The following is a 21,705-nucleotide window of genomic DNA, read 5'->3' as shown; positions in this document are numbered from 1 at the left end:
CAAGGTGACGTCTCCTGGCGTTTCGTTTCGGCCAGGTGAACTGGGACACCCGCGCTCCGCATTCGGGCAAAACGCGACGGAACGCCTTCGCCCTTCATTACTCTCAAGGGGTGACAGCTTCGATCTCCGCCGAACCCGGCGCCGTGACCGCTCCGGTCATCGGCGTCCCGGCCGCGGTGTCCGCAGCTGCCGCGACCACGGGGGACACCGACCGCAGCGTCCTGGCGCTACCCAACCTCGCGCCCGAGCGCCGCAAGCGCGGCCGGCCGCGTGACCCCGAGGCCGACGGCCGCATCCTGGACGCCGCAGCCGGGCTGATCCTCGAGAACGGCTTCGACCACATGACGGTCGACGACGTCGCCAGCCGCGCCAAGGTGGGCAAGGCGACCGTCTACCGCCGCTGGTCGAAGAAGGAGGACCTCGCGCTGGCGGCGATGAGCCGGCTGTACTCCGAGGGCCTGCCCGTGCCCGACACCGGCAACGTCCGCTCCGATGTGAGCGAGTGGTTCCGGATCAGCCTGGCCTTCGCCAACTCCGAGGCCGGCCTGAACTACATGCGCACCAGCATCGCCGAGTGCTCCCGCGACCCGCGGATCGCAGCGCTCTACCGCGCCGCCAACGATGCGGCCGAGGAGAAGCTGGCGCAGGTCTTCGAGCGAGGCATCCTGCGCGGCGAGGTCCGTCCGGACCTCAACATCGTCGCGGCCGTGCAGATGATCACCGGGTTGATCATCATGCGTGTGGTGCAGCACCAGCAGGTACCGCCGATGGAGGACTGCGAGAGCCTCGTCGACCTGGTGCTGCTCGGCGCGCTCAACCGCTAGCCCGCCAGAGCGTCAGCCGGCGCCGAGCAGGGCGTCGACGAACGCCTCGGGGTCGAACGGCGCGAGGTCGTCGGGGCCCTCGCCCAGGCCGACCAGCTTGACCGGCACGCCCAGCTCGCGCTGGACGGCGACCACGATGCCGCCCTTGGCGGACCCGTCGAGCTTGGTGAGCACGATGCCGGTCACGTCGACGACCTCGCCGAACACGCGCGCCTGGGTCAGCCCGTTCTGGCCGGTGGTGGCGTCCAGGACGAGCAGCACCTCGGTCACCGGCGCCTGCTTCTCCACCACGCGCTTGACCTTGCCGAGCTCCTCCATGAGGTTGCTCTTGTTCTGCAGCCGGCCGGCGGTGTCGACCAGGACCACGTCGGCTCCCTCGGCGACGCCGCGGCTGACGGCCTCGAAGGCGACGCTGGCCGGGTCGCCGCCCTCGGGGCCCGCGACGACCGGGACGCCGACCCGCTCGCCCCACGTGGTCAGCTGCTCGGTGGCGGCGGCGCGGAAGGTGTCGGCCGCCCCCATCAAGACCGTGCGGTCCTCGGCCACGAGGATCCGGCCCAGCTTGCCGACGGTGGTGGTCTTGCCGGTGCCGTTGACGCCGACCACCAGCACGACGCCGGGGCGGCCGTCGCTCCCGCGGACGCCGAGGCGACGGTCCGCGGTGGGATCGACCAGCGTGATCAGCTCCTCGCGGAGCACCTCGGGCACCGAGGCGCTCTGGCCGCCCTCGACCCGCAGCCGCGTGCGCAGCCGCTCGACCAGCTCCTGGGTGGGCCCGACGCCCACGTCGGCGGTGATGAGGAGGTCCTCGACCTCCTCCCAGGTGTCCTCGTCGACCCGGTCGCGCGAGAGCAGCGCGAGCAGCCCGCGTCCCAGCCCGCCCTGGGAGCGCGCCAGCCGCTGCCGCAGCCGAACCAGCCGGCCCGCGGCGGGCTCGGGCCGCTCGAGCTCGAGGGTGGCGGTGCCGGCCGGCGGGGTGCCGTCGAGGGTCCCGGGGTCGGCCGGCTCGGGCTCGCGGGTGGGGACCGACTGCGCCTCGGTGACCGCCTGGTCCTCGGCCGGGTGCTCGACCCGGCGACGGCGCTGGGTGGCGACCAGGCCCACCAGCCCGACGAGCACGACCGCGGCCACCGCGATCAGGACGATCAGCGTCACGAGAGTCACGAGCTCATCCAATCAGGACCGCGCGGGCGGGCACGACCCGCGCCACGGGTCACACCTCGAGGCGGACATCACGGACCACGGGCGCGCGATCCCGGGCGTTTCGCGCCCGGTTCGCCCCGGTTGGTGACCCGGTTTCGCCGGCCGGCCGGTGAAACCGGGCTCAGCTGCGACGGGCAGCCTGCACCTCGTCGTCCTCGAGCACCGGGATGGCGTCGGCGGCCTGCTTCATCGCCGTGCCCACGCGGGGGGCGACGGGCATCTCCTCACCGCGGTGGGGGTAGGCGACGTATAGCGCGATGACGCCTGCGGCGACGAGCGCCGCGACCAGCAGGAGGAGCAGCAGGAGCATCCGGGACAGACCGCCTTCGACGTGGTGAGCGAACCGCGATCATCCTACGTGCCGCTCAAGCGTCCTCGGTCTCGCGCAGCCGCTGGCTGATGACCGCCGAGACGCCGTCTTGGCGCATGGTGACGCCGTACAGCGCGTCGCCCACCTCCATCGTGCGCTTCTGGTGCGTGATGACCAGCAGCTGGGAGTTCTCCCGCAGCTCCTCGTAGATCTCCAGCAGCCGGCCCAGGTTGGTGTCGTCGAGCGCCGCCTCGACCTCGTCGAGGATGTAGAACGGCGAGGGGCGGGCCTTGAACAGGGCCACCAGGAACGCCACCGCGACCAGCGACCGCTCGCCGCCGGAGAGCAGCGAGAGCCGGCGCACCTTCTTGCCGGGCGGTCGCGCCTCCACCTCGACGCCGGTGGCGAGCATGTCGTCGGGGTCGGTGAGCACGAGGCGGCCCTCGCCGCCGGGGAAGAGCCGGGCGAAGGTGTCGTCGAAGGCCTTGGCGACGTCGGCGTAGGCGTCGGTGAAGACCTGCTGCACCCGGTCGTCGACCTCGCGGACGATGTCGAGCAGGTCCGACCGCGTCTTCTTGAGGTCCTCGAGCTGCTCGGTGAGGAACTTGTGCCGGTCCTCCAGCGCCGAGAACTCCTCCAGCGCTAGCGGGTTGATCCGGCCCAGCTGGGCCAGCGCCCGCTCGGCGCTGCGCAGCCGCTTGGTCTGCTCCTCGCGGTCGTACGGCGTCGGCGCGGCCTGGACCGGCTCGCCGTCCTCGTCGTCACCGGTGACCTCACCGGTGGCCTCACCGGTGACCGCCGGGACCGGCTGGTCGGGGCCGTAGTCGTTGACCAGCGCGTCGGCGTCGAGGCCGAGCTCGTCGAGCGCGCGCTCCTCGAGCTGCTCGATGCGCATGCGCTGCTGGGTGCGCGCCATTTCGTCGCGGTGCGCGGAGCTGACCAGCTCGTCGAGCTCGCGGGCCAGCGCGCGCAGCTGCTCGCGGACGCCGCCGAGCTCGGCCTCGCGACCGGCGCGGCCCTCCTCCACGGCGGCGCGGTCGGCGGCGGCCAGCGCGATCGAGCGCTCCAGGCGCTCCAGCACGATCGCGACGCCGCGACCGACGGCCGCGCCCACCTCGCCCTCGCGGACCACGCGGCGGCGGCGCTCGATCTCGCGCTCGCGCGCCTCCCGCTCGCCCGCGGCCTGGCGGCGCAGCGCGTCGGCCCGGCCGTGCAGCGCGCGCGCCCGCTCCTCAGCCGTACGCAGCGAGAGCCGGGCGTCCATCTCGGCCTGACGGTGGCCGCGGGCCTGCTCGGCCAGCGACTCGCGCTCGCTGGTGTCGGGGTCCTCCTCGGGCAGGTCCTCGGCGGCGGCGAGGCGCTGCTCGAGCTCGGCCAGCTGGGTCTGCGAGCCCTCCCGGGCCTGCTCGGCGGTGGCGATCTGGGTCGCGATCCGGTCGGCCTCCGAGCGCGCCGAGCGAGCGGTGGAGCCGTAGTGGGCGAGCTCCTCGGCCACCGCGGCCAGCGCGGCGTCGGACTCGTGCAGCCGCGCCAGCGCGACCTCGACGCGATTGGCGGCGTCGAGGCGCTGCTGCTCCAGCGTCTGGCCGACGAAGGTGAGCCGCTCGACGGTCTGGCTGGCCTGGCGCAGCTGCTCGGTGGCCTCGTCGACCGCGGCCTGCACCTCGATCAGGCTGGGGGCGGTGCTCGAACCGCCCGAGGCGTAGTGGGCGCCGAAGAGGTCGCCGTCGCGGGTGACGGCGGTGACGTCGGGCAGCTCGCGCACCAGGTCGCGGGCGGCGGCGAGGTCGTCGACCACCGCGACCTTGAACAGCAGCCGCGAGAGGGCCGGGCGCAGGTCGTCGGGACCGTCGACGACGTCGACGGCGTACGCCGCACCGCCGGGAAGGCCCGGCCACTGCTTGTCGTCGAAGCCGGCGTCGCCCCCGGCGAGCGAGCCGCCGAGGATGATGCCGGCCCGGCCGAGGTCGTCGGTCTTGAGCAGCTCGATGGCGCCCACGGCGGCGTCGGCGTCGCGGACGGCCACCGCGTCGGCGGCGGTGCCCAGCGCGGTGGCGATGGCCGCCTCGTAGCCCGAGCGCACCGAGAGCAGCGCGGCCACCGAGCCGAGCATCCCCGAGAGCGAGTCGCTGGCGGCGAGCAGGGCGCCGGCCCCGTCCTTGCGGTTGAGGCCGAGCTCGAGGGCCTCCTTGCGGGCCGCGTGCGCCGAGCGCTCGCGCTCGGCGTCGGTCATCAGCGAGCGGACGTTGGCCAGCTTCTCCTCCAGCCCGGAGAGGAGCACGCTGGCCTCCTCGTGCTCGGCGTCGAGGCCCTCCTCGCCCTCGTCGAGCCCGGCGATACGGGTCTCCAGCGAGGTGAAGTCGCGCGCGGCGGTCTCCGAGCGCTCGAGCGCGGCGTCCTGGGCGGTGACCAGGCGGCCGACCTCCTCCTGGGCCGCGGCCGCCCGCTGCCGCAGTCCGTTGACCTGACCGTGCAGCCGGGCCAGGCCCTCGCGCCGGTCGGCGGCGGCGCGCTGCAGTCCGGCGACGCGCCGCTCCTCCTCGTTGTAGGCCTGCTCGGAGTCGGTGCGCGTGGCGACCGCGTCGTCGAGCGCCCCTCGGTTCTGCTCGACCTCGGCCAGGATCGCGGCCTCCTCCTCGGCGATCCGGTCGGCCTGCGCCTCCAGCTCGTCGGGGTCGTGGCCGCCGGCGATCTCCCCGGAGAGGTCCTGGCTCTCGGCGTTGCGCACGCGCTCGGCGGCGAGACCCTCGGTGCCCTTGAGGCGCTCGCGCAGCCCCGAGAGGCCGAACCAGGTCTCCTGCGCCTTCGCCAGCTGCGGCAGGTCCTCGCGCAGCGCCGCCTCCAGGCCGCCCTCCTGCGCGCGGGCGTCGGTGATCTGCTGCTCCACCTCGGCCTTGCGCTCCAGCAGCACCGACTCGTCGGCGATCTCGGCGGCCAGTGCGGACCGGGCGGTGGCCAGGTCGTCGGCCATCAGCCGCGCCTTGGCGTCGCGGACGTCGGCCTGCACCGTCTGCGCGCGCCGTGCCACCTCGGCCTGACGGCCCAGCGGCTTGAGCTGGCGCCGGATCTCGCTGAGCAGGTCGGTCAGGCGGGTCAGGTTGCCCTCGGTGGACTCCAGCTTCCGCAGCGCCTTCTCCTTGCGCTTGCGGTGCTTGAGGACGCCGGCGGCCTCCTCGATGAAGCCGCGCCGGTCCTCGGCGGTGGCGTGCAGGATGGTGTCGAGCTGGCCCTGGCCGACGATGACGTGCATCTCGCGGCCGATGCCGGAGTCGCTGAGCAGCTCCTGGACGTCGAGCAGCCGGCACCCGGTGCCGTTGATGGCGTACTCCGAGCCGCCGTTGCGGAACATCGTGCGGCTGATGGTGACCTCGGCGTACTCGATCGGCAGGGCGCCGTCGGTGTTGTCGATGGTCAGTGACACCTCGGCGCGGCCCAGCGGCGGGCGGCCGGAGGTGCCGGCGAAGATGACGTCCTCCATCTTGCCGCCCCGCAGCGACTTCGCGCCCTGCTCCCCCATCACCCACGCCAGCGCGTCGACGACGTTGGACTTGCCCGACCCGTTGGGTCCGACGATGCACGTGATGCCCGGCTCGAAGGCGAGCGTCGTCGCGGAGGCGAACGACTTGAACCCCCTCATGGTCAGGCTCTTCAGGTACACGGCGGGCCTTCCGGCGGCGGGCTGGGCAGTCAGGTCGGGCAGCTAGCTGGGGCACACCGGTGGGGCTGGTGTGACACAGCCGGTCCACCACCTTATCCGGATGCCTCCGCGGCGAGGGTCTCCTCGTCCGCATGCGCGACGTGGCCCAGCTCGCGCCAGATCAGCGCGAGGAAGAGCGCCGAGCCCGCGAAGGCAAACCAGAACGGCGCGGTGATGCCCCAGACGTGGGCCAGCGGGCCGGCCAGCAGGGCACCGATCACCAACCCGCCCTGCAGCCCGACCATGTAGACGCTGCCCACCCGGCCCTGCACCTGCGTCGGCACCGCCCGCTGCCGGACGCTGCTGGCGGTGGTGCCCCAGACGAAGGCCTCGACGCCGAAGGCGAGGAACGCGACCATCGCCACCGGCACCGACGAGGTGAGCGCCAGCACCAGGTGCACGAGCGTCTCGGTCAGCAGCACCCCGCGCATGACGCCGGCCAGCGGCACCCGCCGCTCCAGCCGGCCGTAGGAGAGCGTCCCCGCGATGCCGCCGACCGCGATGACGGTGGTGATGAGCCCGAAGCCGACCTCGCCCAGCCCCAACCGCTCGCGGGAGTAGAGGACCAGCACCGACCATGCACAGCCCCAGGTCACGTTGAAGGTGAAGATGGTCAGCGCCAGGGTCCGCACGGGACGGTGGTGCCACACCCAGCGCCAGCCCTCGCGAACCTCGGCCGCGATGTGGCGCGGCTCCCCCGCCGTGCCGTGCGCGGGCAGCCTCACGCGGGAGACCAGCACGACGCCCAGCGCCACGCACACCGCCTGGGTGAGGAACGGCCAGTGCCGTCCGGCGGCGAACAGCGCGGCTCCGAGCGGGGCGCCGACCAGCTGGTTGAGCACCAGGAAGCCGCCCATCAGCCGGGCGTTGCCGACGCCGAGGTCGCGCTTGGCCACCACCATCGGCAGGAGGGCCGAGGTCGCGGTGTCGGCGAAGACCTCCGCGGTGCCCAACGCGAACATCGCGGCGAGCACCACCGCGATGCTCACCGTGCCGGTGAGCAGCGTGGTCACCAGGGCGACCAGCACGACCACCCGCAACCCGTCGGCGACGACCACCAGCCGGCGCCGGTCGAGCCGGTCGGCGAGCACACCGGCGTAGAGGGCGAACAGCAGCCACGGCAGCCGTTGGAGCAGGGCCGCCGACGCCACCAGCGTCGGGTTGGACGTCTGCGAGGCCACCAGCAGCGGGCCGGCGGCCAGCGCGATCCCGTCGCCGAGCTGCGAGGTCCACGACGAGGCGAGGAGCCACCGGAACGACCGACCCAGCCGAACCGGCACGACGGCCTCGACGAGCGCGCTCACAAGCAGAGAGGTCTACCCGCCGACGACGACGGGGTCGAACCGTTATCCGGCGGCGAGCGGTGCCGGGGCCAGCAGGGCCCGGTCGGCGAGCGCGGTGGCGTGGGCGACGGCGGAGTCCACCACCGGCAGCGGCGCGAGCTCGGCGGGCACCAGCAGCCCGATCTCGGTGCAGGCCAGCACGATGCCGTCGGCGCCCTGGGCGGCCAGGTCGTCCATCACCTTCAGGTACGCCGTCCGCGACTCCTCGCGGAACACGCCCTGGGTGAGCTCGTCGAAGACCACGCGGTCGACCAGCTCGCGGCCCGCCTCGTCGGGCACCACGACGTCGACGCCGTGCCGGGCCAGCCGGTCGGCGTAGAAGGTCTCCTCCATCACCCAGCGGGTGCCGAGTAGTCCCAGCCGGCGGTAGCCGCAGGCCGCGACGGCGTCGGCGATGTGGACCACCTCGACGCCCGGCACCGCCTGCTCCACCTGGGGGAAGTTCTTGTGCATCAGGTTGGTGCAGATCGCGAGCAGCTCCGCCCCGCCGGCGACGCAGCGGCGTGCGGCGTCGGCCAGCAGCTCACCGGAGCCCTGCCAGTCGCCGCGCACCTGACAGTCGCGCACCTCGGCGAAGTCCAGCGACTGCAGCACCACCCGAGCCGAGGCGTGCCCACCGCGGCGGGCCGCGACCTGCTCGTTGAGGAGCCGGTAGTAGGTCATCGTGGAGTGCCACGACATGCCGCCGATGAGGCCGATCGTCCGCATGCCGCCAGCGTGGGACCTGCTGTCGACCCAAGGAAGCCCTTGACTGCCTTGGGTTGCCATAAGGTGCGGTGATGGCACCCCGGTTGGACCCCCGCCGCGTGCTGCTGCTGCGCGACGTCGTGCGCGCCGGGTCGATCAGTGCCGCGGCCCGCGACCTGGGCTGGACCCAGCCCGCCGTCAGCCAGCACCTGGCCCGGCTCGAGCGCGACGTCGGCGCACCGCTGCTGGTCCGCGGCCCGGGCGGCGTGACGCCGACCCAGGCCGGAGAGGTCCTGGTCCGACGAGCCGACGTCGTCGCCGCCGAGCTGCACGCGGCCGACGAGGAGCTCGCCGCGCTCACCGAGCTGCGGGCCGGCCGGGTCCGCCTGGTCGCCTTCCCCTCGGCCGCCGCGACCCTGGTGCCGGTGGCCGTGGACGCCCTGGCCGCCGCGTACCCGGCGGTCGAGGTCGGGTTCGACGAGGGGGAGCCGCCCGAGGCGTTGGCGGCGGTGAGCGCCGGTGACGCCGACCTGGCGCTGGTCTTCGGCTACGACGGACCACCGGAGGGCGTCGGGTCGCTGGTGTGGCGGCGGCTGCTGGTGGAGCCCGTGCACCTGGTGCTGCCGCCCGGCACCCGCGTGGCGCACCTGGCCGACCTGGCCGAAGCCAGTTGGATCGGCGGGTGCGTGCGGTGCCGCAGCCACCTGGTGGCGTGCTGCGAGGCCGCCGGGTTCACCCCGCAGCTGCGCCACGTCACCGACGACTACGTCGTGGTGCAGAACCTCGTCGCGCGCGGGCTCGGCGTGGCCGTGCTGCCGCACTCGGCGCTGCTGGCCCACCGCCACCCGGAGGTGGAGGTCGTCGACCTGCCGTCGCTCGAGCCGGGGTTGGGCGAGCGCCACGTGGGGCTGGTGTACCGCGCCGGGGCCGAGCAGGTGCCGGCGACGGCGGCGTTGCACGCCACGATCAGCGCCGCCGCGCGGCGCTGGACGTGACGGGGGAACCTATGCGGGCTGCATGCTCTCGTCGAGCAGCTGGTGCTCCAGCTCGGGAGCGACGGCGACGAGCTGGTCGTTCTCGGCCTGGAGACGCAGCACGTACGCCTCCAGGTCGGCGACGCGCTCACGCAGCCGGCGGTTCTCGGACGCCAGACGGGCGGTGACACGGGGGTCGGTGCCGCCCAGGTGGCCGAGCAGTGCCTTGGCCATGGATGTCCTCTCACGACGATGTACATCGGCTCCGGCGGGATCACCGCCGGGCCGAATGAGGCCGTCTCCAAGAGTCCCATGCCCTCGGCGGGAAGTCCAAACGTCGCGGTGAACTCTCAGTTGCCGCTAGGTGGGCGGCCAGCACGGCGACGGGGTGCGGGCTGGCAGACCGGGCAGTAGAACGACGAGCGGTTGGTGAACGCGACCCGGCGGATGGGCGTGCCGCAGCGGTCGCAGGGACGCCCCTCCTGCCCGTAGGCGTGCAGCGAGCGGTCGAAGTAGCCGCTCTGGCCGTTGACGTTGACGTAGAGGGCGTCGAAGGAGGTGCCGCCCTGCCCCAGGGCCAGCGTCATCACCTCGCGCGCGGCGTCGAGGACCGCCTGCACGTCGGCGCGACGCAGCCGGTCGCCGCGGCGCTCGCCGTGCAGCCGTGCGCGCCACAATGCCTCGTCGGCGTAGATGTTGCCGACGCCGGAGACCAGCTGCTGGTCCAGCAGCAGCCGCTTGATACCCGACGTCCGCCGGCGCACCCGTCGCACGAAGTCGTCGTCGTCGAACGCGGGGTCGAGCGGGTCGCGGGCGATGTGGACGATCTCGTGCGGCAGCTCGGCACCGCCCTCGGCGAACGAGAGCCCGCCGAACATCCGCTGGTCCACGAACCGCAGCTCGGGGCCGCCTCCGGTGAAGCCGAACCGCACCCGCAGGTGCCGCTCGTCGGGGGCCCCGGCCGGCTGCACCAGCATCTGGCCGCTCATGCCGAGGTGGGCGAGCATGGCGTCGTGGCTCTCGGTGGGCAGCCACAGGTACTTCCCGCGGCGGCGGGCCGCGGTGAAGCGATGCCCGACGAGCCGGGCCGCGAAGTCCTCGGGTCCGGCCAGGTGGCGGCGCACCGGGCGTGGGTGGAGCACCTGCACCGTGGCGATCTCGCGGTCCAGCACGTGGGCCTCGAGGCCGCGCCGGACGACCTCGACCTCGGGGAGCTCGGGCATCGCCGGCTACGCCGTGGGCTCGGCCGCGGTGGCGTACTCCTCGGTCAGCGTGCGGTAGGCGGTCTCGGCGGCCTGCTGCTCGGCCTCCTTCTTCGACCGGCCGACGCCGTGGCCGTGCAGCCGCTCGCCCACGCGCACCTGGGCGGTGAAGGTCTTCTCGTGGTCGGGACCCTCGTCCTCGATGACGTACTCGGGCACGCCCAGGTCGTGGAGGCTGGCCAGCTCCTGCAGGCTGGTCTTCCAGTCCAGACCGGCGCCCAGACCGGCGGCCTGCGCCAGCAGCGGGTCGAAGAGCCGGTGCACCACGGCGCCGGCCTCGACGAAACCGCCGCTGAGGTAGATCGCGCCGATGACGGCCTCGACGGTGTCGGAGAGGATCGAGGCCTTCTCGCGCCCGCCCGTGGCCTCCTCGCCCTTGCCGAGGTGGATGTGCTCGCCCAGGCCCAGGGTGCGAGCGACTCCGGCCAGCGCGCGGGCGTTGACCACCGCGGCGCGCAGCTTGGCCAACAGCCCCTCGGGCAGGTCGGGCTGGGTCAGGTAGAGCGTCTCGGTGACGACCACGCCGAGGACGGAGTCGCCGAGGAACTCCAGCCGCTCGTTGGTCGGCAGCCCGCCGTGCTCGTAGGCGTACGAGCGGTGGGTCAGGGCGAGCTCGAGCAACTCCTCGGTGAGCTCGGGTTCGCCCAGCGCCGCTCGCAGCTCGGCGTACAGCGTCAGATCACCTGACGCCGGGCGGCGCGGGCACCGTACTGCCCGCACTCGGGGCAGGCGCGGTGCGGCAGGTGCTTCTTGCCGCAGGCCGGGTTGGCGCAGGTCACCAGGGAGGGCGCGGTGGTCTTCCAGGCCGAACGGCGGTGCCGCGTGTTGCTGCGCGAGGTCTTGCGCTTCGGGACTGCCACTGGGTCACTCCTTGTCGGGGCCGGGCTGCCCGGCCGGGTCTTCGTGTGGTGCTGGTCCTGCGAGCTCCTGCAGCTGCGCCCACCGCGGGTCGATCGGTGCGTCGTGGGCGTGGTCAGGATCGTCGGCGAGCCGCGCCCCGCAGTCGGGACACAACCCGGGACAGTCCTCACCGCACAGCGGCTGGAACGGCAGTGCCAGCACCACCGCGTCCCGCAGCACCGGTTCCAGGTCGAGCAGGTCGCCCTCGAGCCGGCTGACATCCTCGTCGTCCTCGTCGCCCCTGTTCTCCGGGTCGTCGTAGACGAACAGCTCCTGGAAGTCGACCGCGATGCTGTCCTCGATCGGCTCCAGGCACCGTACGCACTCACCCTCCAGCTCGGCCTGGGCCTCACCGGTGACGAGCACGCCCTCCATGACCGCCTCGAGCCGCAGGTCCAGGTGGACCGGCGCGCCGTCGGGGACACGGAGGACCTCGATGCCGAGTCCTGCCGGTGCCTCGGCATCGAACGAGGTCCGTCGCTGGGACCCAGGGCGGCGGCCGAGCTCGCGGGTGTCGAGCACGAGCGGCGCTCTGGGGTCCAGACCCTTCGAGGTCGTCGATGGCCTGCTCAGGGAACTCACGTCCGAAGGCTTTGGCACTGGAACAGAACCGGGAGAGTCTATCCGGGCGTCGGGCGGTGAGCCAAAACGGCGGCTCATCCGCCCAGCCGCTGCTGACCGCGGCGGACGGCGTCGAGGGTGTGGGTCAGCGTCTCCTCGAGCCGGGCGAGGCGGTCGCCGACGTAGGCGTCGGTCTCGCGGCGCAGGGTCGCCGCCCGCTGCTCGGCCTCGGCCTCGCGCTCGGCGGCCAGCCGCGTGGCGCGGCGGAACACCTCGGTGTCGCTGACCAGGCGCTCCTGCTCGAGCTCGGCGCTGTGGACGAGCTTGGCCGCCTCGGCGTGCCCCGCGGCCAGCACCTCGTTGCGGTGCCGCACCACCGTCGCCGCCGCCTGCACCGAGACCCGGGCCGCCTGCTCGAGCTGGTCGACCAGGTCGAGCAGCTCGGCGCGATCGACGACCACCTCGGCGGCGGAGAAGCGTCGCGTCGGGGCCTGCTGCAGCTGAGACCGCAGCGCCCCCAGCCGCGAGCGCAGCTCGGCGGAGAGGCCGTCGTCGGGCTCGGGGGTCCGGACCACCACGGCGCTCAACTCTGCGCCCGGCGCTCGGTGAGGCGTTGGGTGAGCCGGCCCAGCACGTCGGGCGGGACCAGCCGCGACACGTCGCCCCCGAAGGTGGCGACCTCCTTGACCAGCGAGGAGGCCAGGAAGGAGTACTCGGGGCTGGTGGGGATGAAGACGGTCTCGACGTCGACCAGGCTGGAGTTCATCTGTGCCATCTGCAGCTCGTAGTCGAAGTCGGTGACCGCGCGCAGCCCCTTGACGATCGCGGTGATGCCCCGCTCTTGGCAGAAGGTGGTGAGCAGGCCCTCGAAGCCGGCGACGCTGACGTTGGGGTAGTCGGTGACGACCTTCTCCAGCATCTCCATCCGCTCCTCGGCGCTGAACAGCCGGGAGGACGCCTTGGACTTGTTGACCCCCACGGCGACGACGACCTCGTCGAAGAGCCGCGAAGCCCGTCCGATGATGTCGATGTGGCCGTTCGTGACGGGGTCGAAGGACCCCGGGCAGACCACCTTGCGCATCCTCGACGCCTCCCTTTCGACCGTTGAGCCGACAGCCTCAACCTATGGTGAAGGTCCAATGTTTCTGTGTCGAGTTGGCCCAGTACAGCGTCGTCTCCCCGTAGGCCCGTGAGCGCAGCGGCTCCAGGGCGCCGGGCGGCCAGGTGAACGGCTCGTCGCGGCTGGAGCGCTCGACCACCACTACCGCCGCCTCGCCCAGCCATCCGTGGTCGACCAGCAGTCCCAGCACCTGCTCGACGTCGGCGTTCGAGACCTCGTAGGGCGGGTCGGCGAAGACGACGTCGTAGGGCTCCCCCGCGCGCTCGGCCAGCGCCCGGGCGACCGGGAGGTCGACCACCTCGGCGCACCCCTGACCGACGTCGCGGACGTTCGCGGCCAGCACCGTGCGCGCGGTGCGTCGGTCGGACTCCACCAGCCTCGCCCAGGCCGCCCCCCGCGAGACCGCCTCGAGCCCCACCGCGCCCGAGCCGGCGTACAGGTCCAGGACCCGCAGCCCGGCCAGCGGCCCCACCGCCGACTCCAGCGCCGAGAACAGCGCCTCGCGCACCCGGTCCGTCGTCGGCCGGGTGCGGTCCCCCGCCGGCGTCCGGAGCCGCCGGCCGCTCGCCTCCCCCCCGATGATCCGGGTCATCGGCGCCCGCCCCGGCGGCATAGTCCGAGACGAGATGGCTGCTCGGGGGCCGTTCTGACAGCCATTTCGTCTCTGACTATCGCGGAAACGGACACGCTCACCCCTTGTCCAGGTAGTCGGCCGCCTCGGACTCGGCGAGGGAGCGGACCGCGGCGGCGAGGTCGCGGTGGTGGGCGAGGGTGGGGTCGGCGGCGACCAGGTCGGTGGCGATGCCGCGCGCGGTCTCGATGACGTCGGCGTCGTCGAGCACCGAGAGCAGCCGCAGCGTCTGCCGCTTGCCCGACTGCCGGGTGCCGAGGACGTCGCCCTCGCGGCGCTGGCGCAGGTCGACCTCGGCCAGCTCGAAGCCGTCGCGGGTGCCGGCGACGGCCTGCAACCGCTCCAGCGAGGGCGACTCCGCCTTGACCCCGGTGACCAGCAGGCACAGCCCGGCGTGGCCGCCGCGCCCGATCCGCCCGCGCAGCTGGTGCAGCTGCGAGACGCCGAACCGGTCGGCGTCGAGGATCACCATCACCGTGGCGTTCGGGACGTCGACGCCGACCTCGATGACGGTGGTGGAGACCAGCACGTCGACCTCGCCGGCGGCGAACGCGCGCATCGTGGCGTCCTTATCGTCGGGGGCCATCCGGCCGTGCAGCTTCGCCACGCCGAGCCCGGCGAGCGGGCCGTCGGCGAGCTCGACCACCTGCTCCTCGACCGCGGCCAGGCCGGAGTCCTCCTCGTCGTCGGTGGCGTCGATCCGCGGGCACACCACGTACGCCTGCCGGCCGGCCGCGACCTCCTCGCGGATGCGCGACCACACCCGCTCCATCCACGCCTCCTGGCCCGCCGGCACCACGGTCGACTGCACCTCGCCCCGACCGCGCGGCAGGTCGCGCAGCACGGAGGTCTCCAGGTCGCCGAAGACCGTCATCGCGACCGTGCGCGGGATCGGCGTCGCGGTCATCACCAGCACGTGCGGCGGGGTGTCGGAGCGGGCGGTCAGCGCGGCCCGCTGCTCGACGCCGAAGCGGTGCTGCTCGTCGACGACGACCAGGCCGAGGTCGACGTACTGCACGGTGTCCTGCAGCAGCGCGTGCGTGCCGATCACCAGCCCCGCCTCGCCGCTGGCGACGTCGAGCAGTGCCTGCTTGCGCTGGGCGGCGGTGAGCGAGCCGGTGAGCAGCGCGACCCGGGTGCCGTCGGCATCGCCGCCGATCTGGCCCGCCTCGGCCAGCGGGCCGAGCATCGCCCGCACCGAGCGCTCGTGCTGCTGGGCGAGCACCTCGGTCGGGGCCAGCAGCACGGCCTGGCCGCCGGAGTCGACGACGCGCAGCATCGCCCGCAGCGCGACGACGGTCTTGCCCGAGCCCACCTCGCCCTGCAGGAGCCGGTGCATCGGCCGCTCGCGGGCGAGGTCGGCGAGCAGGTCGTCGGTGACGGAGCGCTGGCCGTCGGTGAGCTCGAAGGGCAGCCGCTCGTCGAACCGGTCGAGCAGCCCGTCGTCGCGGCCCGCGCGGGCCGTGGTGGTGGTCGACGAGAGGACGTCGCGACGCTGGGCGAGCACGGTCTGGGTCACCAGCGCCTCGTCGAGCTTGAGCCGCTTCTGCGCGGCCTTGACCTGCTGCCAGGTGTCGGGCTGGTGGATCAGCCGCAGCGCGGTGGCGGCGTCGAGCACGTCGGCGGCGCGGGCCACCTCGGCCGGGAGCACGTCGGGGACGTCGTCGACGAGCGTCAGCGCGAGCGCCACGGCGTCCTGGATGTGCCAGGTCTCGACCTTGCCCGCGGCCCGGTAGATCGGGATCAGGTCCGGCAGCGCGTCGAGGGCCTCGCTCGCCGTGCCCTCGGCCGAGAACACCTTGGACTGCGGGTTGATCAGCTCCCAGGCGTCGTTGAACCACTTCAGCCGGCCGGAGTACAGGCCGTAGCTGCCGATGCGGTGCTCGCTGATGCGCCAGTCGGCGGTGCGCTTGTTGGCGTCGAAGAAGGTCAGCGCCAACCGCCCGCCGGTGCCCTTGACCGTCACCAGCGTCCGGTAGCGGGTGTGGCCGCTGCGGCGGTCGACGAAGGTGCGCGTCTGGGCGTTCGACACCTCGCCGACGACGCTGAGGTGGTCGCCCTGCTCGAGGTCGTCGAGCTCGCTGAGCGAGCCCTTGGCCACGTAGCTGCGCGGGTAGTGCTGCAGCAGGTCGCCCACCGTGGCGACGCCGAGGTCCTGCTCGACCTTCTTGGCCTCCTTGCCGGCCACGGCCGCGATCGGCGAGTCCCAGCTGACCGCCATCGCGCTACTCCACCGCCAGCAGCAGCGGGTAGCGGTCCTGCCCGCCGTCGTAGACCACGACGTCGACGCCGGCGAAGCGCCGCTCCACGTGCGCCTCCACCTCGACCACCAGCTCCGCGCCGCCCTCGCCGGCGACCAGCGTCACCAGCTCGCCGCCGCTGTCGAGCAGCCGGTCGACCAGGCCGCGGGCCACGGCCGCGAGGTCGTCACCCACGGCCACGAAGTCGCCCTCGATGGCGCCCAGGACGTCACCCGGCTCGCAGGGTCCGGCACTGGTCATCGCCCGCTTGGTGGCCACGGTGACGGCGGCGTGACGGGCGTGGCGGGCCGCGGAGGTCATCGCGACGACGTCGGCCTCCAACGCACGGCCGGGCTCGTGCACGGCCATCGCGGCGATGCCCTGCACCTGGGCGCTGGTGGGCACGACGACCACCCGGACGTCCTGGTCGGCCGCGGTCCGCGCGGCGGCCTGGGCGACGGCCGCCGAGTCGTGGTCGTTGGGCAGCACGATCACCTCCTCGGCCCCGCAACCCGTGATGGCCGCCAGGAGCTCGCCGGTGGACGGCCGGCGGCCCGGGCCGCCGGGCACCACCACCGCGCCGGCCTCGGCGAAGATCGTGGCCAGCCCCTCCCCCGCGGCGACGACCACGACCTTGCGGCCGCTGCGCACCCGCGAGCCCGCGCGGCGCACCTGCTCGGCGAAGTGGGTGACCCGGATCCGGCGCGGGGTGCCGGCGGCGATGCCCGCCTCCACCGCGGCACCGACGTCGTCGACGTGCACGTGCACGTTCCACAGGCCCTCCCCGCCGACGACCACCAGCGAGTCGCCCAGCCCGGCCAGGGCGGCGCGCAGCGTGGGGATCCGGTCCTCCTCGGCGTCGAGCAGGTACATGACCTCGTACGCCGGGCCCTCCTCGCTGAGGTCGCCGGCCGAGCCCGCCGGCAGCACCGGGATGGCCCGGGCCGCGGGGGCCGGTGGACGGCGACCGGTGGCGACGGCCTCCACGGCGTCGAGCACCACCACCAGGCCACGGCCGCCGGCGTCGACCACGCCGGCGTCGCGCAGCAGCGGCAGCTGGTCGGGAGTGAGCAGCAGCGCCTCGTGCGCGGCGCGGCCGGACTCGTGGACGACCCGCTCGAGCGTGGCGGCGGGGTCGGCGGCGGTCTTCTCGGCGGCCTCGGCCGCAGCGGCGGCCACCGAGAGGATCGTGCCCTCCACGGGCGTGCCCACCGCCGCCCAGGCGGCGTCGGCAGCCGCTCGCAGCGCCTCGGCCCAGACCTGCTCGGGCCGATCGCCCGGACGCGCCCGCGAGACGCGCCGGACCAGCGCCCCGACCAGCTCGGAGAGGATCACCCCGGAGTTGCCCCGGGCCCCCAGCAGCGCACCGCGGGCGTACGCCGCCAGTGCGGGGGCGAGCTCGGCGTCGGTGCGCAGCCGCTCGACCAGGGCGTCGCGGGCGCTCTCGAGCGTCAAGAACATGTTCGTCCCGGTGTCGCCGTCGGGCACCGGGTACACGTTGAGCGCGTCGATCTCCTCGCGCGCGGCGCCGAGGGAGTCGACGGCGAGGTCGGCGAACCGGGTCAGGACGCTCGCGTCGAACGGGTGCTGCACGCGATCTCCTCCCTGGTCGACGTCCTGCGGCTGCTGTGAGGCTAGTGCGAGACGATTAGGGTCCCGCACACCGTCTCGGTTAGTCTTGTGCGGTTGCCCCAGCGCGGTGTCACCCGTCCCGCGGTCAGGGCGTTCGAACGTTCATCGTCATCGAGGAGTATCCGTGGCCGCCGTCTGCGACATCTGCGCGAAGAAGCCCGGCTTCGGCAACAACCGGCCGTGGTCGCGCAAGATCACCAAGCGTCGCTTCGACCCCAACATCCAGCGGGTGCGCGCCGTGGTCAACGGCACGCCCAAGCGGCTCAACGTCTGCACCGGCTGCATCAAGGCCGGCAAGGTCCAGCGCGCCGTCTGAACCAGCCTGGACCGGGGCGCTTCTAGAAGTGCTCCCAGCCGCGGGCGCCCTCGTAGGCCTCGCCGTCGACGGTGACCTGCGGCTCGCCTGAGGCGACGGTCCCGATCGCCCGCCAGCCCTCCGGCACGGCATCGGCGCCGGGGTAGGTCGCCACCAGCGGGTGGTCCTCTCCCCCGCTGAGCACGAACTGCATCGGGTCGACGCCGAGGGCGGCCCCGACCGCCTGCAGCGGCTCGTCGAGCTCGAAGCCGGCGGTGTGGACGTCGATGGCGACCCCGCTGGCGCTCGCGACGTGCCCCAGGTCGGCCAGGAGCCCGTCGGAGACGTCGATCATCGACGTCGCGCCGGCAGCAGCCCCGAGCGGTCCCTGCTCGTACGGCGGCTCGGGGCGCTGGTAGGCGGCCACCAGAGCGCGCGGCGAGCGGAAGCCGCGCGTCAGCACCGCCAGCCCACCGGCCGCCCAGCCCTGCCGGCCCACCAGCGCCACCACGTCACCCGGCTGCGCCCCGCTGCGCAGCACCGGCGCCAGCTCACACGAGCCGATGACGGTGATCGCGACCACCACCTGGTCGGCGCGGGTGACGTCGCCGCCGACGACGCTCGCCCCGGCCACCTCGCACTCCTGGGCGATCCCGGCGGCCAGGTCGACGGCCCACTGCGCGGGCAGGTCGGCGGGCGCCGCGAGGCCGACGGTGACGGTATGCGTCCGCCCGCCCATGGCGTTGACGTCCGAGAGCGCCTCCGCGGCCGCCTTGCGGCCCACCTGCTCCGCACTGGCCCACTCGCGGCGGAAGTGCCGGTTCTCGACCAGCAGATCGGTGGAGACGACGTCGTGGCCGCGGCGGGTGCGGACGACCGCGGCGTCGTCGCCGGGGCCGACCAGCACGTGCTCGCCCTGGGCGAACAGCGGGGCGATGCGGGCGATCAGGCCGAACTCACCGACGTCGGCCAGGGTCTGGTCGGGCATGGCTCCATCCAAGCGTGTAGGTTGCGCAGCAGTTCACCCCCCGAGCCGTTCGAGGAGGCGCACATGGTGGTGCAGGCCTACATCCTGATCCAGACCGACGTGGGTCGCGCGGCCGAGGTCGCCGAGGCCATCGCCGGCATCCAGGGTGTCGTCCAGGCCGAGGACGTCACGGGTCCCTACGACGTCATCGTGCGCGCCGAGGCCCGCAACGTCGACGAGCTGGGCAAGCTGGTCGTGGCCAAGGTGCAGACCCTGCAGGGCATCACGCGCACCCTGACGTGCCCCGTCGTCCACATCTGACGCTGCTCCTGCTGCTGGGCCTGGCGGTACCGGCCGGCTGCGGCGGTCCGGACCTGTCCGAGAAGGACAGCACCGCGTGCCGGTCGCTGACCTCGTCGCTGCCGCACCGGGTCGCCGGCCGCGCGCTGGCCGACTACTCCGCCACCACGGCGTCCTGGGGCGACCCGGCCGTCGAGCTGTCCTGCGGCGTGGGCCAGCCGGACGGGTTCACCGCCACCTCGACCTGCCAGGTGGTCGACGGCGTCGGCTGGTTCGTCCCGAGCGACCAGCTCGGCTCCACCCCTGTCACCGTCACCGCCACGACCGTCGACCGCCGCCCCCGGGTGCGCGTCGAGATCCCGAAGGCCTACTGGCCCTCCACCGCCGCCCTCGTCGACCTCGGGCCGGTGCTCAAGAAACATCTGCGGAAGACCGACGTCTGCCCGTAGGCGGGATAGTCAGAGACGACATGGCTGTCGGAACGGTCCGAGGGCAACCATGTCGTCTCTGACTACCCCGCTTACCGGAGGCCCGGCTCCCGGGCCAGCGCGAGCCGGAGCAGTCGATCGACCAGGGCGGGGTAGTCGATCCCCGCGGCCTTCCAGACCATCGGGAACATCGAGGTGGGGGTGAAGCCGGGCATGGTGTTGAGCTCGTTGACCACCACCGTCCCGTCGGGCTGGAGGAAGAAGTCGACCCGGGCCAGGCCCTCGGCGTCGACGGCGGCGAAGGTCCGCAGCGCCATCGCCCGGACGCGGTCGGCGACGTCGTCGGGCAGGTCGGCCGGGATGCTGGCCAGGGTGTCCTGGTCGGGCAGGTACTTGGCCTCGAAGTCGTAGAAGGCATGGTCGCCGGCCACCACGATCTCGGCGACGACGCTGGCCTGGGGCGCTCCGTCGAGACTCTCCAGCACCCCGCACTCGAGCTCGCGGCACCCCTCACCCGCGCCGGCCTCCACCAGCACCCGCGGGTCGTGCTCGCGCGCGGCCTCGACCGCAGCATCCAGCCCGGACTCGTCGTCGACGCGCGAGATGCCGATCGAGGAACCGCCGCGGCACGGCTTGACGAACACCGGGAACCCCAGCGCCCGCACGCTCTCTCGGCACGCCTCGGGGTCCTCGGTCCAGCCGCGCGGCGTGATGAGCACGTGCGGCAGCACTGGGAGACCGGCGGACTGCAGCACCACCTTCATGTAGTGCTTGTCCATGCTGATCGCCGACGACAGCACGCCCGCACCCACGTAGCGGACGCCTGCCATCTCCAGCAGCCCCTGCAGCGTGCCGTCCTCGCCGAACGGCCCGTGCAGCAGCGGCATCACGACGTCGACATCGCCGAGCTCGCTGGGCACGTCGGCCGCGTCGTTGACCACCAGCCCGCTCTGGTGCAGCCGGATCAGCGGCCGCGTCGCGTCGACCTCGGGCAGCGCCCCGCCGGAGCCGATCTGCAGCCGGTCGGACTCACCGCTCTCCAGCACCCACCGGCCGTCGCGGGCGATGCCCACCGGCACGACGTCGTAGGCCTCGGGGTCGATGGCGGCGATGACGCTGCCCGCGGTCAGGCAGGAGATCGCGTGCTCGCTGCTGCGTCCGCCGAACACCACCGCCACCCGCGGTTTGCCACTCATGCCCCGAACCCTAGGTGCCTAGGCTCCTGGGCATGCGACCCGACACGATCGCCGTCCACGCCGGCCGTCCGCCGCACACCCCCGACCAGCCCCTCAACGTGCCGCTGACGCCGGCCTCGACCTACGTGGCCGGCGGGGACCTGGAGTACGGCCGGTACGGCAACCCCACGTGGACCGGCTTCGAGGACGCCCTCGGCGCGCTGGAGCAGGGGCGGGCGCTGGCCTTCGCCAGCGGCCAGGCGGCCACCGGCACGCTGCTGGACCTGGTCGCCGACGGCGAGCGGGTCGTCGCCCCGCGCCACGCCTACCAGGGCACGCTCGGGCTGCTCGACGATCTGGAGCTGCGTGGCCGCGTGAAGGTCGAGCGCGTCGACGTCGAGGACACCGACGCGGTGGTGGCCGCCTGCCACGACGCCGCCCTGCTCATGCTGGAGTCGCCGACCAACCCGGCGCTCGAGCTGGCCGACCTGGCCAGCATCATCCCGGCCGCGCACGAGCAGGGGGTGCGCGTCGTGGTCGACAACACCTTCGCCACTCCGCTGCGCCAGCAGCCGCTCACGCTCGGCGCCGACGTGGTGGTGCACTCGGCCACCAAGTACCTCGCCGGGCACTCCGACGCCCTGCTGGGCGCCCTGGTGACCGCCGACGACGAGCTCTACCGCGTCCTGAAGTCCCGCCGCGACCTGCAGGGCGGCTCCCCCGGCGTCCTGGAGGCCTGGCTGGCGCTGCGCGGCCTGCGCACGCTCGCCCTGCGGCTCGACCGCGCCGAGGCCAACGCCGCCGAGCTCGCCCGACGCCTCGAGCAGCACCCCGCGGTCAGCCGCGTGCGCTACCCCGGCATCGGCGGCATCGTGGCCGTCGAGCTGGCCGGCGGCGTCGAGGCCGCCGACCGGCTGGTCGCCTCCACCGCCCTGTGGGTGCACGCGACCTCGCTGGGCGGCGTGGAGTCCACCTTCGAGCGCCGTCGTCGATGGGCCACCGAGTCGCGCAGCATCGAGGAGTCACTGGTGCGGCTCTCGGTGGGCATCGAGGACGTCGAGGACCTGTGGGAGGACCTCCTCCCCGGCCTGGACGGCCCCTGACGCCTCAGTCGCGCTCGTGCTTGGTGGCGCGCTCGATGAACGCGTCGACCATG

At 73.6% G+C, this 21,705-nt stretch carries 23 protein-coding genes; 6 read left to right on the top strand and 17 right to left on the bottom strand.

The window, feature by feature from the left end; translation table 11 throughout:
- The first annotated feature begins 110 nt into the window (after nt 1–110).
- On the top strand, nt 111–824 hold the full coding sequence (locus D9V37_RS04485; protein ID WP_147455864.1) for a TetR/AcrR family transcriptional regulator: 714 nt from the start codon (nt 111–113) through the stop codon (nt 822–824).
- Between the two features lie 12 nt (nt 825–836).
- On the opposite strand, the gene ftsY is transcribed toward D9V37_RS04485, so the two are convergent.
- The 5 genes from ftsY to D9V37_RS04460 all read right to left on the bottom strand — a co-directional run bounded on the left by ftsY (nt 837) and on the right by D9V37_RS04460 (nt 8,085).
- Nucleotides 837–1,988, bottom strand: coding sequence for a signal recognition particle-docking protein FtsY (gene ftsY, locus D9V37_RS04480; protein ID WP_121804853.1), 1,152 nt, complete (start codon nt 1,986–1,988; stop codon nt 837–839).
- Between the two features lie 160 nt (nt 1,989–2,148).
- Complete coding sequence (locus tag D9V37_RS04475; protein ID WP_121804852.1) at nt 2,149–2,337, bottom strand: hypothetical protein; 189 nt, start codon at nt 2,335–2,337, stop codon at nt 2,149–2,151.
- Nucleotides 2,338–2,392: 55 nt separating this feature from the next.
- Entirely contained in the window at nt 2,393–5,995 is a 3,603-nt protein-coding gene (smc, locus tag D9V37_RS04470; RefSeq protein WP_121804851.1) for a chromosome segregation protein SMC, read from the bottom strand.
- A 92-nt stretch (nt 5,996–6,087) separates the two neighbouring features.
- Nucleotides 6,088–7,338, bottom strand: coding sequence for an MFS transporter (locus tag D9V37_RS04465; RefSeq protein WP_121804850.1), 1,251 nt, complete (start codon nt 7,336–7,338; stop codon nt 6,088–6,090).
- A gap of 42 nt (nt 7,339–7,380) precedes the next feature.
- The gene (locus D9V37_RS04460; protein WP_121804849.1) at nt 7,381–8,085 is read right to left on the bottom strand and encodes an aspartate/glutamate racemase family protein; all 705 of its coding nucleotides are present in this window, start codon (nt 8,083–8,085) and stop codon (nt 7,381–7,383) included.
- Nucleotides 8,086–8,156: 71 nt separating this feature from the next.
- Between D9V37_RS04460 and D9V37_RS04455 the strand changes: the two genes are divergently transcribed.
- A complete protein-coding gene (locus D9V37_RS04455; protein WP_198412349.1) occupies nt 8,157–9,059 on the top strand; it encodes a LysR family transcriptional regulator in 903 nt (300 codons plus the stop codon).
- Between the two features lie 9 nt (nt 9,060–9,068).
- Here the strand turns inward: D9V37_RS04455 and D9V37_RS04450 are convergent, their stop codons facing one another.
- The 10 genes from D9V37_RS04450 to D9V37_RS04405 form a co-directional block, all read right to left on the bottom strand.
- Nucleotides 9,069–9,272 (bottom strand): hypothetical protein, encoded by a 204-nt coding sequence (locus D9V37_RS04450; RefSeq protein ID WP_121804848.1) that lies wholly within the window; start codon nt 9,270–9,272, stop codon nt 9,069–9,071.
- Between the two features lie 116 nt (nt 9,273–9,388).
- Nucleotides 9,389–10,261 (bottom strand): bifunctional DNA-formamidopyrimidine glycosylase/DNA-(apurinic or apyrimidinic site) lyase, encoded by an 873-nt coding sequence (gene mutM, locus D9V37_RS04445; RefSeq protein WP_121804847.1) that lies wholly within the window; start codon nt 10,259–10,261, stop codon nt 9,389–9,391.
- 6 nt (nt 10,262–10,267) lie between these two features.
- Complete coding sequence (gene rnc / locus D9V37_RS04440; protein WP_121804846.1) at nt 10,268–11,020, bottom strand: ribonuclease III; 753 nt, start codon at nt 11,018–11,020, stop codon at nt 10,268–10,270.
- On the bottom strand, nt 10,975–11,160 hold the full coding sequence (rpmF, locus tag D9V37_RS04435) for a 50S ribosomal protein L32 (RefSeq protein WP_121804845.1): 186 nt from the start codon (nt 11,158–11,160) through the stop codon (nt 10,975–10,977). Before rpmF ends, rnc begins: the two co-directional genes overlap by 46 nt.
- Nucleotides 11,161–11,164: 4 nt before the next feature.
- Nucleotides 11,165–11,782, bottom strand: coding sequence for a YceD family protein (locus D9V37_RS04430; RefSeq protein WP_232524726.1), 618 nt, complete (start codon nt 11,780–11,782; stop codon nt 11,165–11,167).
- Between the two features lie 74 nt (nt 11,783–11,856).
- Nucleotides 11,857–12,339, bottom strand: coding sequence for a hypothetical protein (locus D9V37_RS04425; RefSeq protein ID WP_121804843.1), 483 nt, complete (start codon nt 12,337–12,339; stop codon nt 11,857–11,859).
- Nucleotides 12,340–12,344: 5 nt separating this feature from the next.
- Nucleotides 12,345–12,842: a pantetheine-phosphate adenylyltransferase gene (gene coaD, locus D9V37_RS04420; RefSeq protein ID WP_121804842.1), complete on the bottom strand. Its 498-nt coding sequence runs from the start codon at nt 12,840–12,842 to the stop codon at nt 12,345–12,347.
- A gap of 37 nt (nt 12,843–12,879) precedes the next feature.
- Complete coding sequence (rsmD, locus tag D9V37_RS04415) at nt 12,880–13,473, bottom strand: 16S rRNA (guanine(966)-N(2))-methyltransferase RsmD (RefSeq protein WP_121804841.1); 594 nt, start codon at nt 13,471–13,473, stop codon at nt 12,880–12,882.
- Nucleotides 13,474–13,570: 97 nt separating this feature from the next.
- The gene (locus D9V37_RS04410) at nt 13,571–15,733 is read right to left on the bottom strand and encodes an ATP-dependent DNA helicase RecG (protein ID WP_121804840.1); all 2,163 of its coding nucleotides are present in this window, start codon (nt 15,731–15,733) and stop codon (nt 13,571–13,573) included.
- A gap of 4 nt (nt 15,734–15,737) precedes the next feature.
- Entirely contained in the window at nt 15,738–17,345 is a 1,608-nt protein-coding gene (locus D9V37_RS04405; RefSeq protein ID WP_121804839.1) for a DAK2 domain-containing protein, read from the bottom strand.
- A gap of 163 nt (nt 17,346–17,508) precedes the next feature.
- On the opposite strand from D9V37_RS04405, the gene rpmB reads away from it, so the two are divergent.
- Entirely contained in the window at nt 17,509–17,700 is a 192-nt protein-coding gene (gene rpmB, locus D9V37_RS04400) for a 50S ribosomal protein L28 (RefSeq protein ID WP_121804838.1), read from the top strand.
- 22 nt (nt 17,701–17,722) lie between these two features.
- On the opposite strand, the gene D9V37_RS04395 is transcribed toward rpmB, so the two are convergent.
- On the bottom strand, nt 17,723–18,667 hold the full coding sequence (locus D9V37_RS04395; RefSeq protein ID WP_121804837.1) for a thiamine-phosphate kinase: 945 nt from the start codon (nt 18,665–18,667) through the stop codon (nt 17,723–17,725).
- Nucleotides 18,668–18,730: 63 nt separating this feature from the next.
- Between D9V37_RS04395 and D9V37_RS04390 the strand changes: the two genes are divergently transcribed.
- Nucleotides 18,731–18,967 (top strand): Lrp/AsnC family transcriptional regulator, encoded by a 237-nt coding sequence (locus tag D9V37_RS04390; RefSeq protein WP_121804836.1) that lies wholly within the window; start codon nt 18,731–18,733, stop codon nt 18,965–18,967.
- Nucleotides 18,946–19,395: a DUF3515 domain-containing protein gene (locus D9V37_RS04385; RefSeq protein ID WP_121804835.1), complete on the top strand. Its 450-nt coding sequence runs from the start codon at nt 18,946–18,948 to the stop codon at nt 19,393–19,395. Before D9V37_RS04390 ends, D9V37_RS04385 begins: the two co-directional genes overlap by 22 nt.
- Nucleotides 19,396–19,466: 71 nt before the next feature.
- Here D9V37_RS04385 and D9V37_RS04380 read toward each other — a convergent pair whose 3' ends face one another.
- Entirely contained in the window at nt 19,467–20,570 is a 1,104-nt protein-coding gene (locus tag D9V37_RS04380; RefSeq protein WP_121804834.1) for a D-alanine--D-alanine ligase family protein, read from the bottom strand.
- Nucleotides 20,571–20,602: 32 nt separating this feature from the next.
- Here D9V37_RS04380 and D9V37_RS04375 point away from each other — a divergent pair, with 32 nt between their 5' ends.
- The gene (locus tag D9V37_RS04375) at nt 20,603–21,652 is read left to right on the top strand and encodes a trans-sulfuration enzyme family protein (protein ID WP_121804833.1); all 1,050 of its coding nucleotides are present in this window, start codon (nt 20,603–20,605) and stop codon (nt 21,650–21,652) included.
- Nucleotides 21,653–21,705 lie beyond the last annotated feature (53 nt).

Source organism: Nocardioides mangrovicus (assembly GCF_003674065.1).
GTDB classification, from domain to species: domain Bacteria; phylum Actinomycetota; class Actinomycetes; order Propionibacteriales; family Nocardioidaceae; genus Marmoricola; species Marmoricola mangrovicus.
This window is presented reverse-complemented; position numbering and strand designations above follow the sequence as displayed.

Coding starts and splice junctions, on each gene's coding strand:
- D9V37_RS04395 (WP_121804837.1), bottom strand. CDS start 18,667: ATGCCCGACCAGACCCTGGCCGACGTCGGTGAGTTCGGCCTGATCGCC.
- D9V37_RS04375 (WP_121804833.1), top strand. CDS start 20,603: ATGCGACCCGACACGATCGCCGTCCACGCCGGCCGTCCGCCGCACACC.
- D9V37_RS04380 (WP_121804834.1), bottom strand. CDS start 20,570: ATGAGTGGCAAACCGCGGGTGGCGGTGGTGTTCGGCGGACGCAGCAGC.
- D9V37_RS04450 (WP_121804848.1), bottom strand. CDS start 9,272: ATGGCCAAGGCACTGCTCGGCCACCTGGGCGGCACCGACCCCCGTGTC.
- coaD (WP_121804842.1), bottom strand. CDS start 12,842: ATGCGCAAGGTGGTCTGCCCGGGGTCCTTCGACCCCGTCACGAACGGC.
- D9V37_RS04410 (WP_121804840.1), bottom strand. CDS start 15,733: ATGGCGGTCAGCTGGGACTCGCCGATCGCGGCCGTGGCCGGCAAGGAG.
- D9V37_RS04460 (WP_121804849.1), bottom strand. CDS start 8,085: ATGCGGACGATCGGCCTCATCGGCGGCATGTCGTGGCACTCCACGATG.
- rsmD (WP_121804841.1), bottom strand. CDS start 13,473: ATGACCCGGATCATCGGGGGGGAGGCGAGCGGCCGGCGGCTCCGGACG.
- mutM (WP_121804847.1), bottom strand. CDS start 10,261: ATGCCCGAGCTCCCCGAGGTCGAGGTCGTCCGGCGCGGCCTCGAGGCC.
- D9V37_RS04390 (WP_121804836.1), top strand. CDS start 18,731: ATGGTGGTGCAGGCCTACATCCTGATCCAGACCGACGTGGGTCGCGCG.
- D9V37_RS04455 (WP_198412349.1), top strand. CDS start 8,157: ATGGCACCCCGGTTGGACCCCCGCCGCGTGCTGCTGCTGCGCGACGTC.
- D9V37_RS04475 (WP_121804852.1), bottom strand. CDS start 2,337: ATGCTCCTGCTGCTCCTCCTGCTGGTCGCGGCGCTCGTCGCCGCAGGC.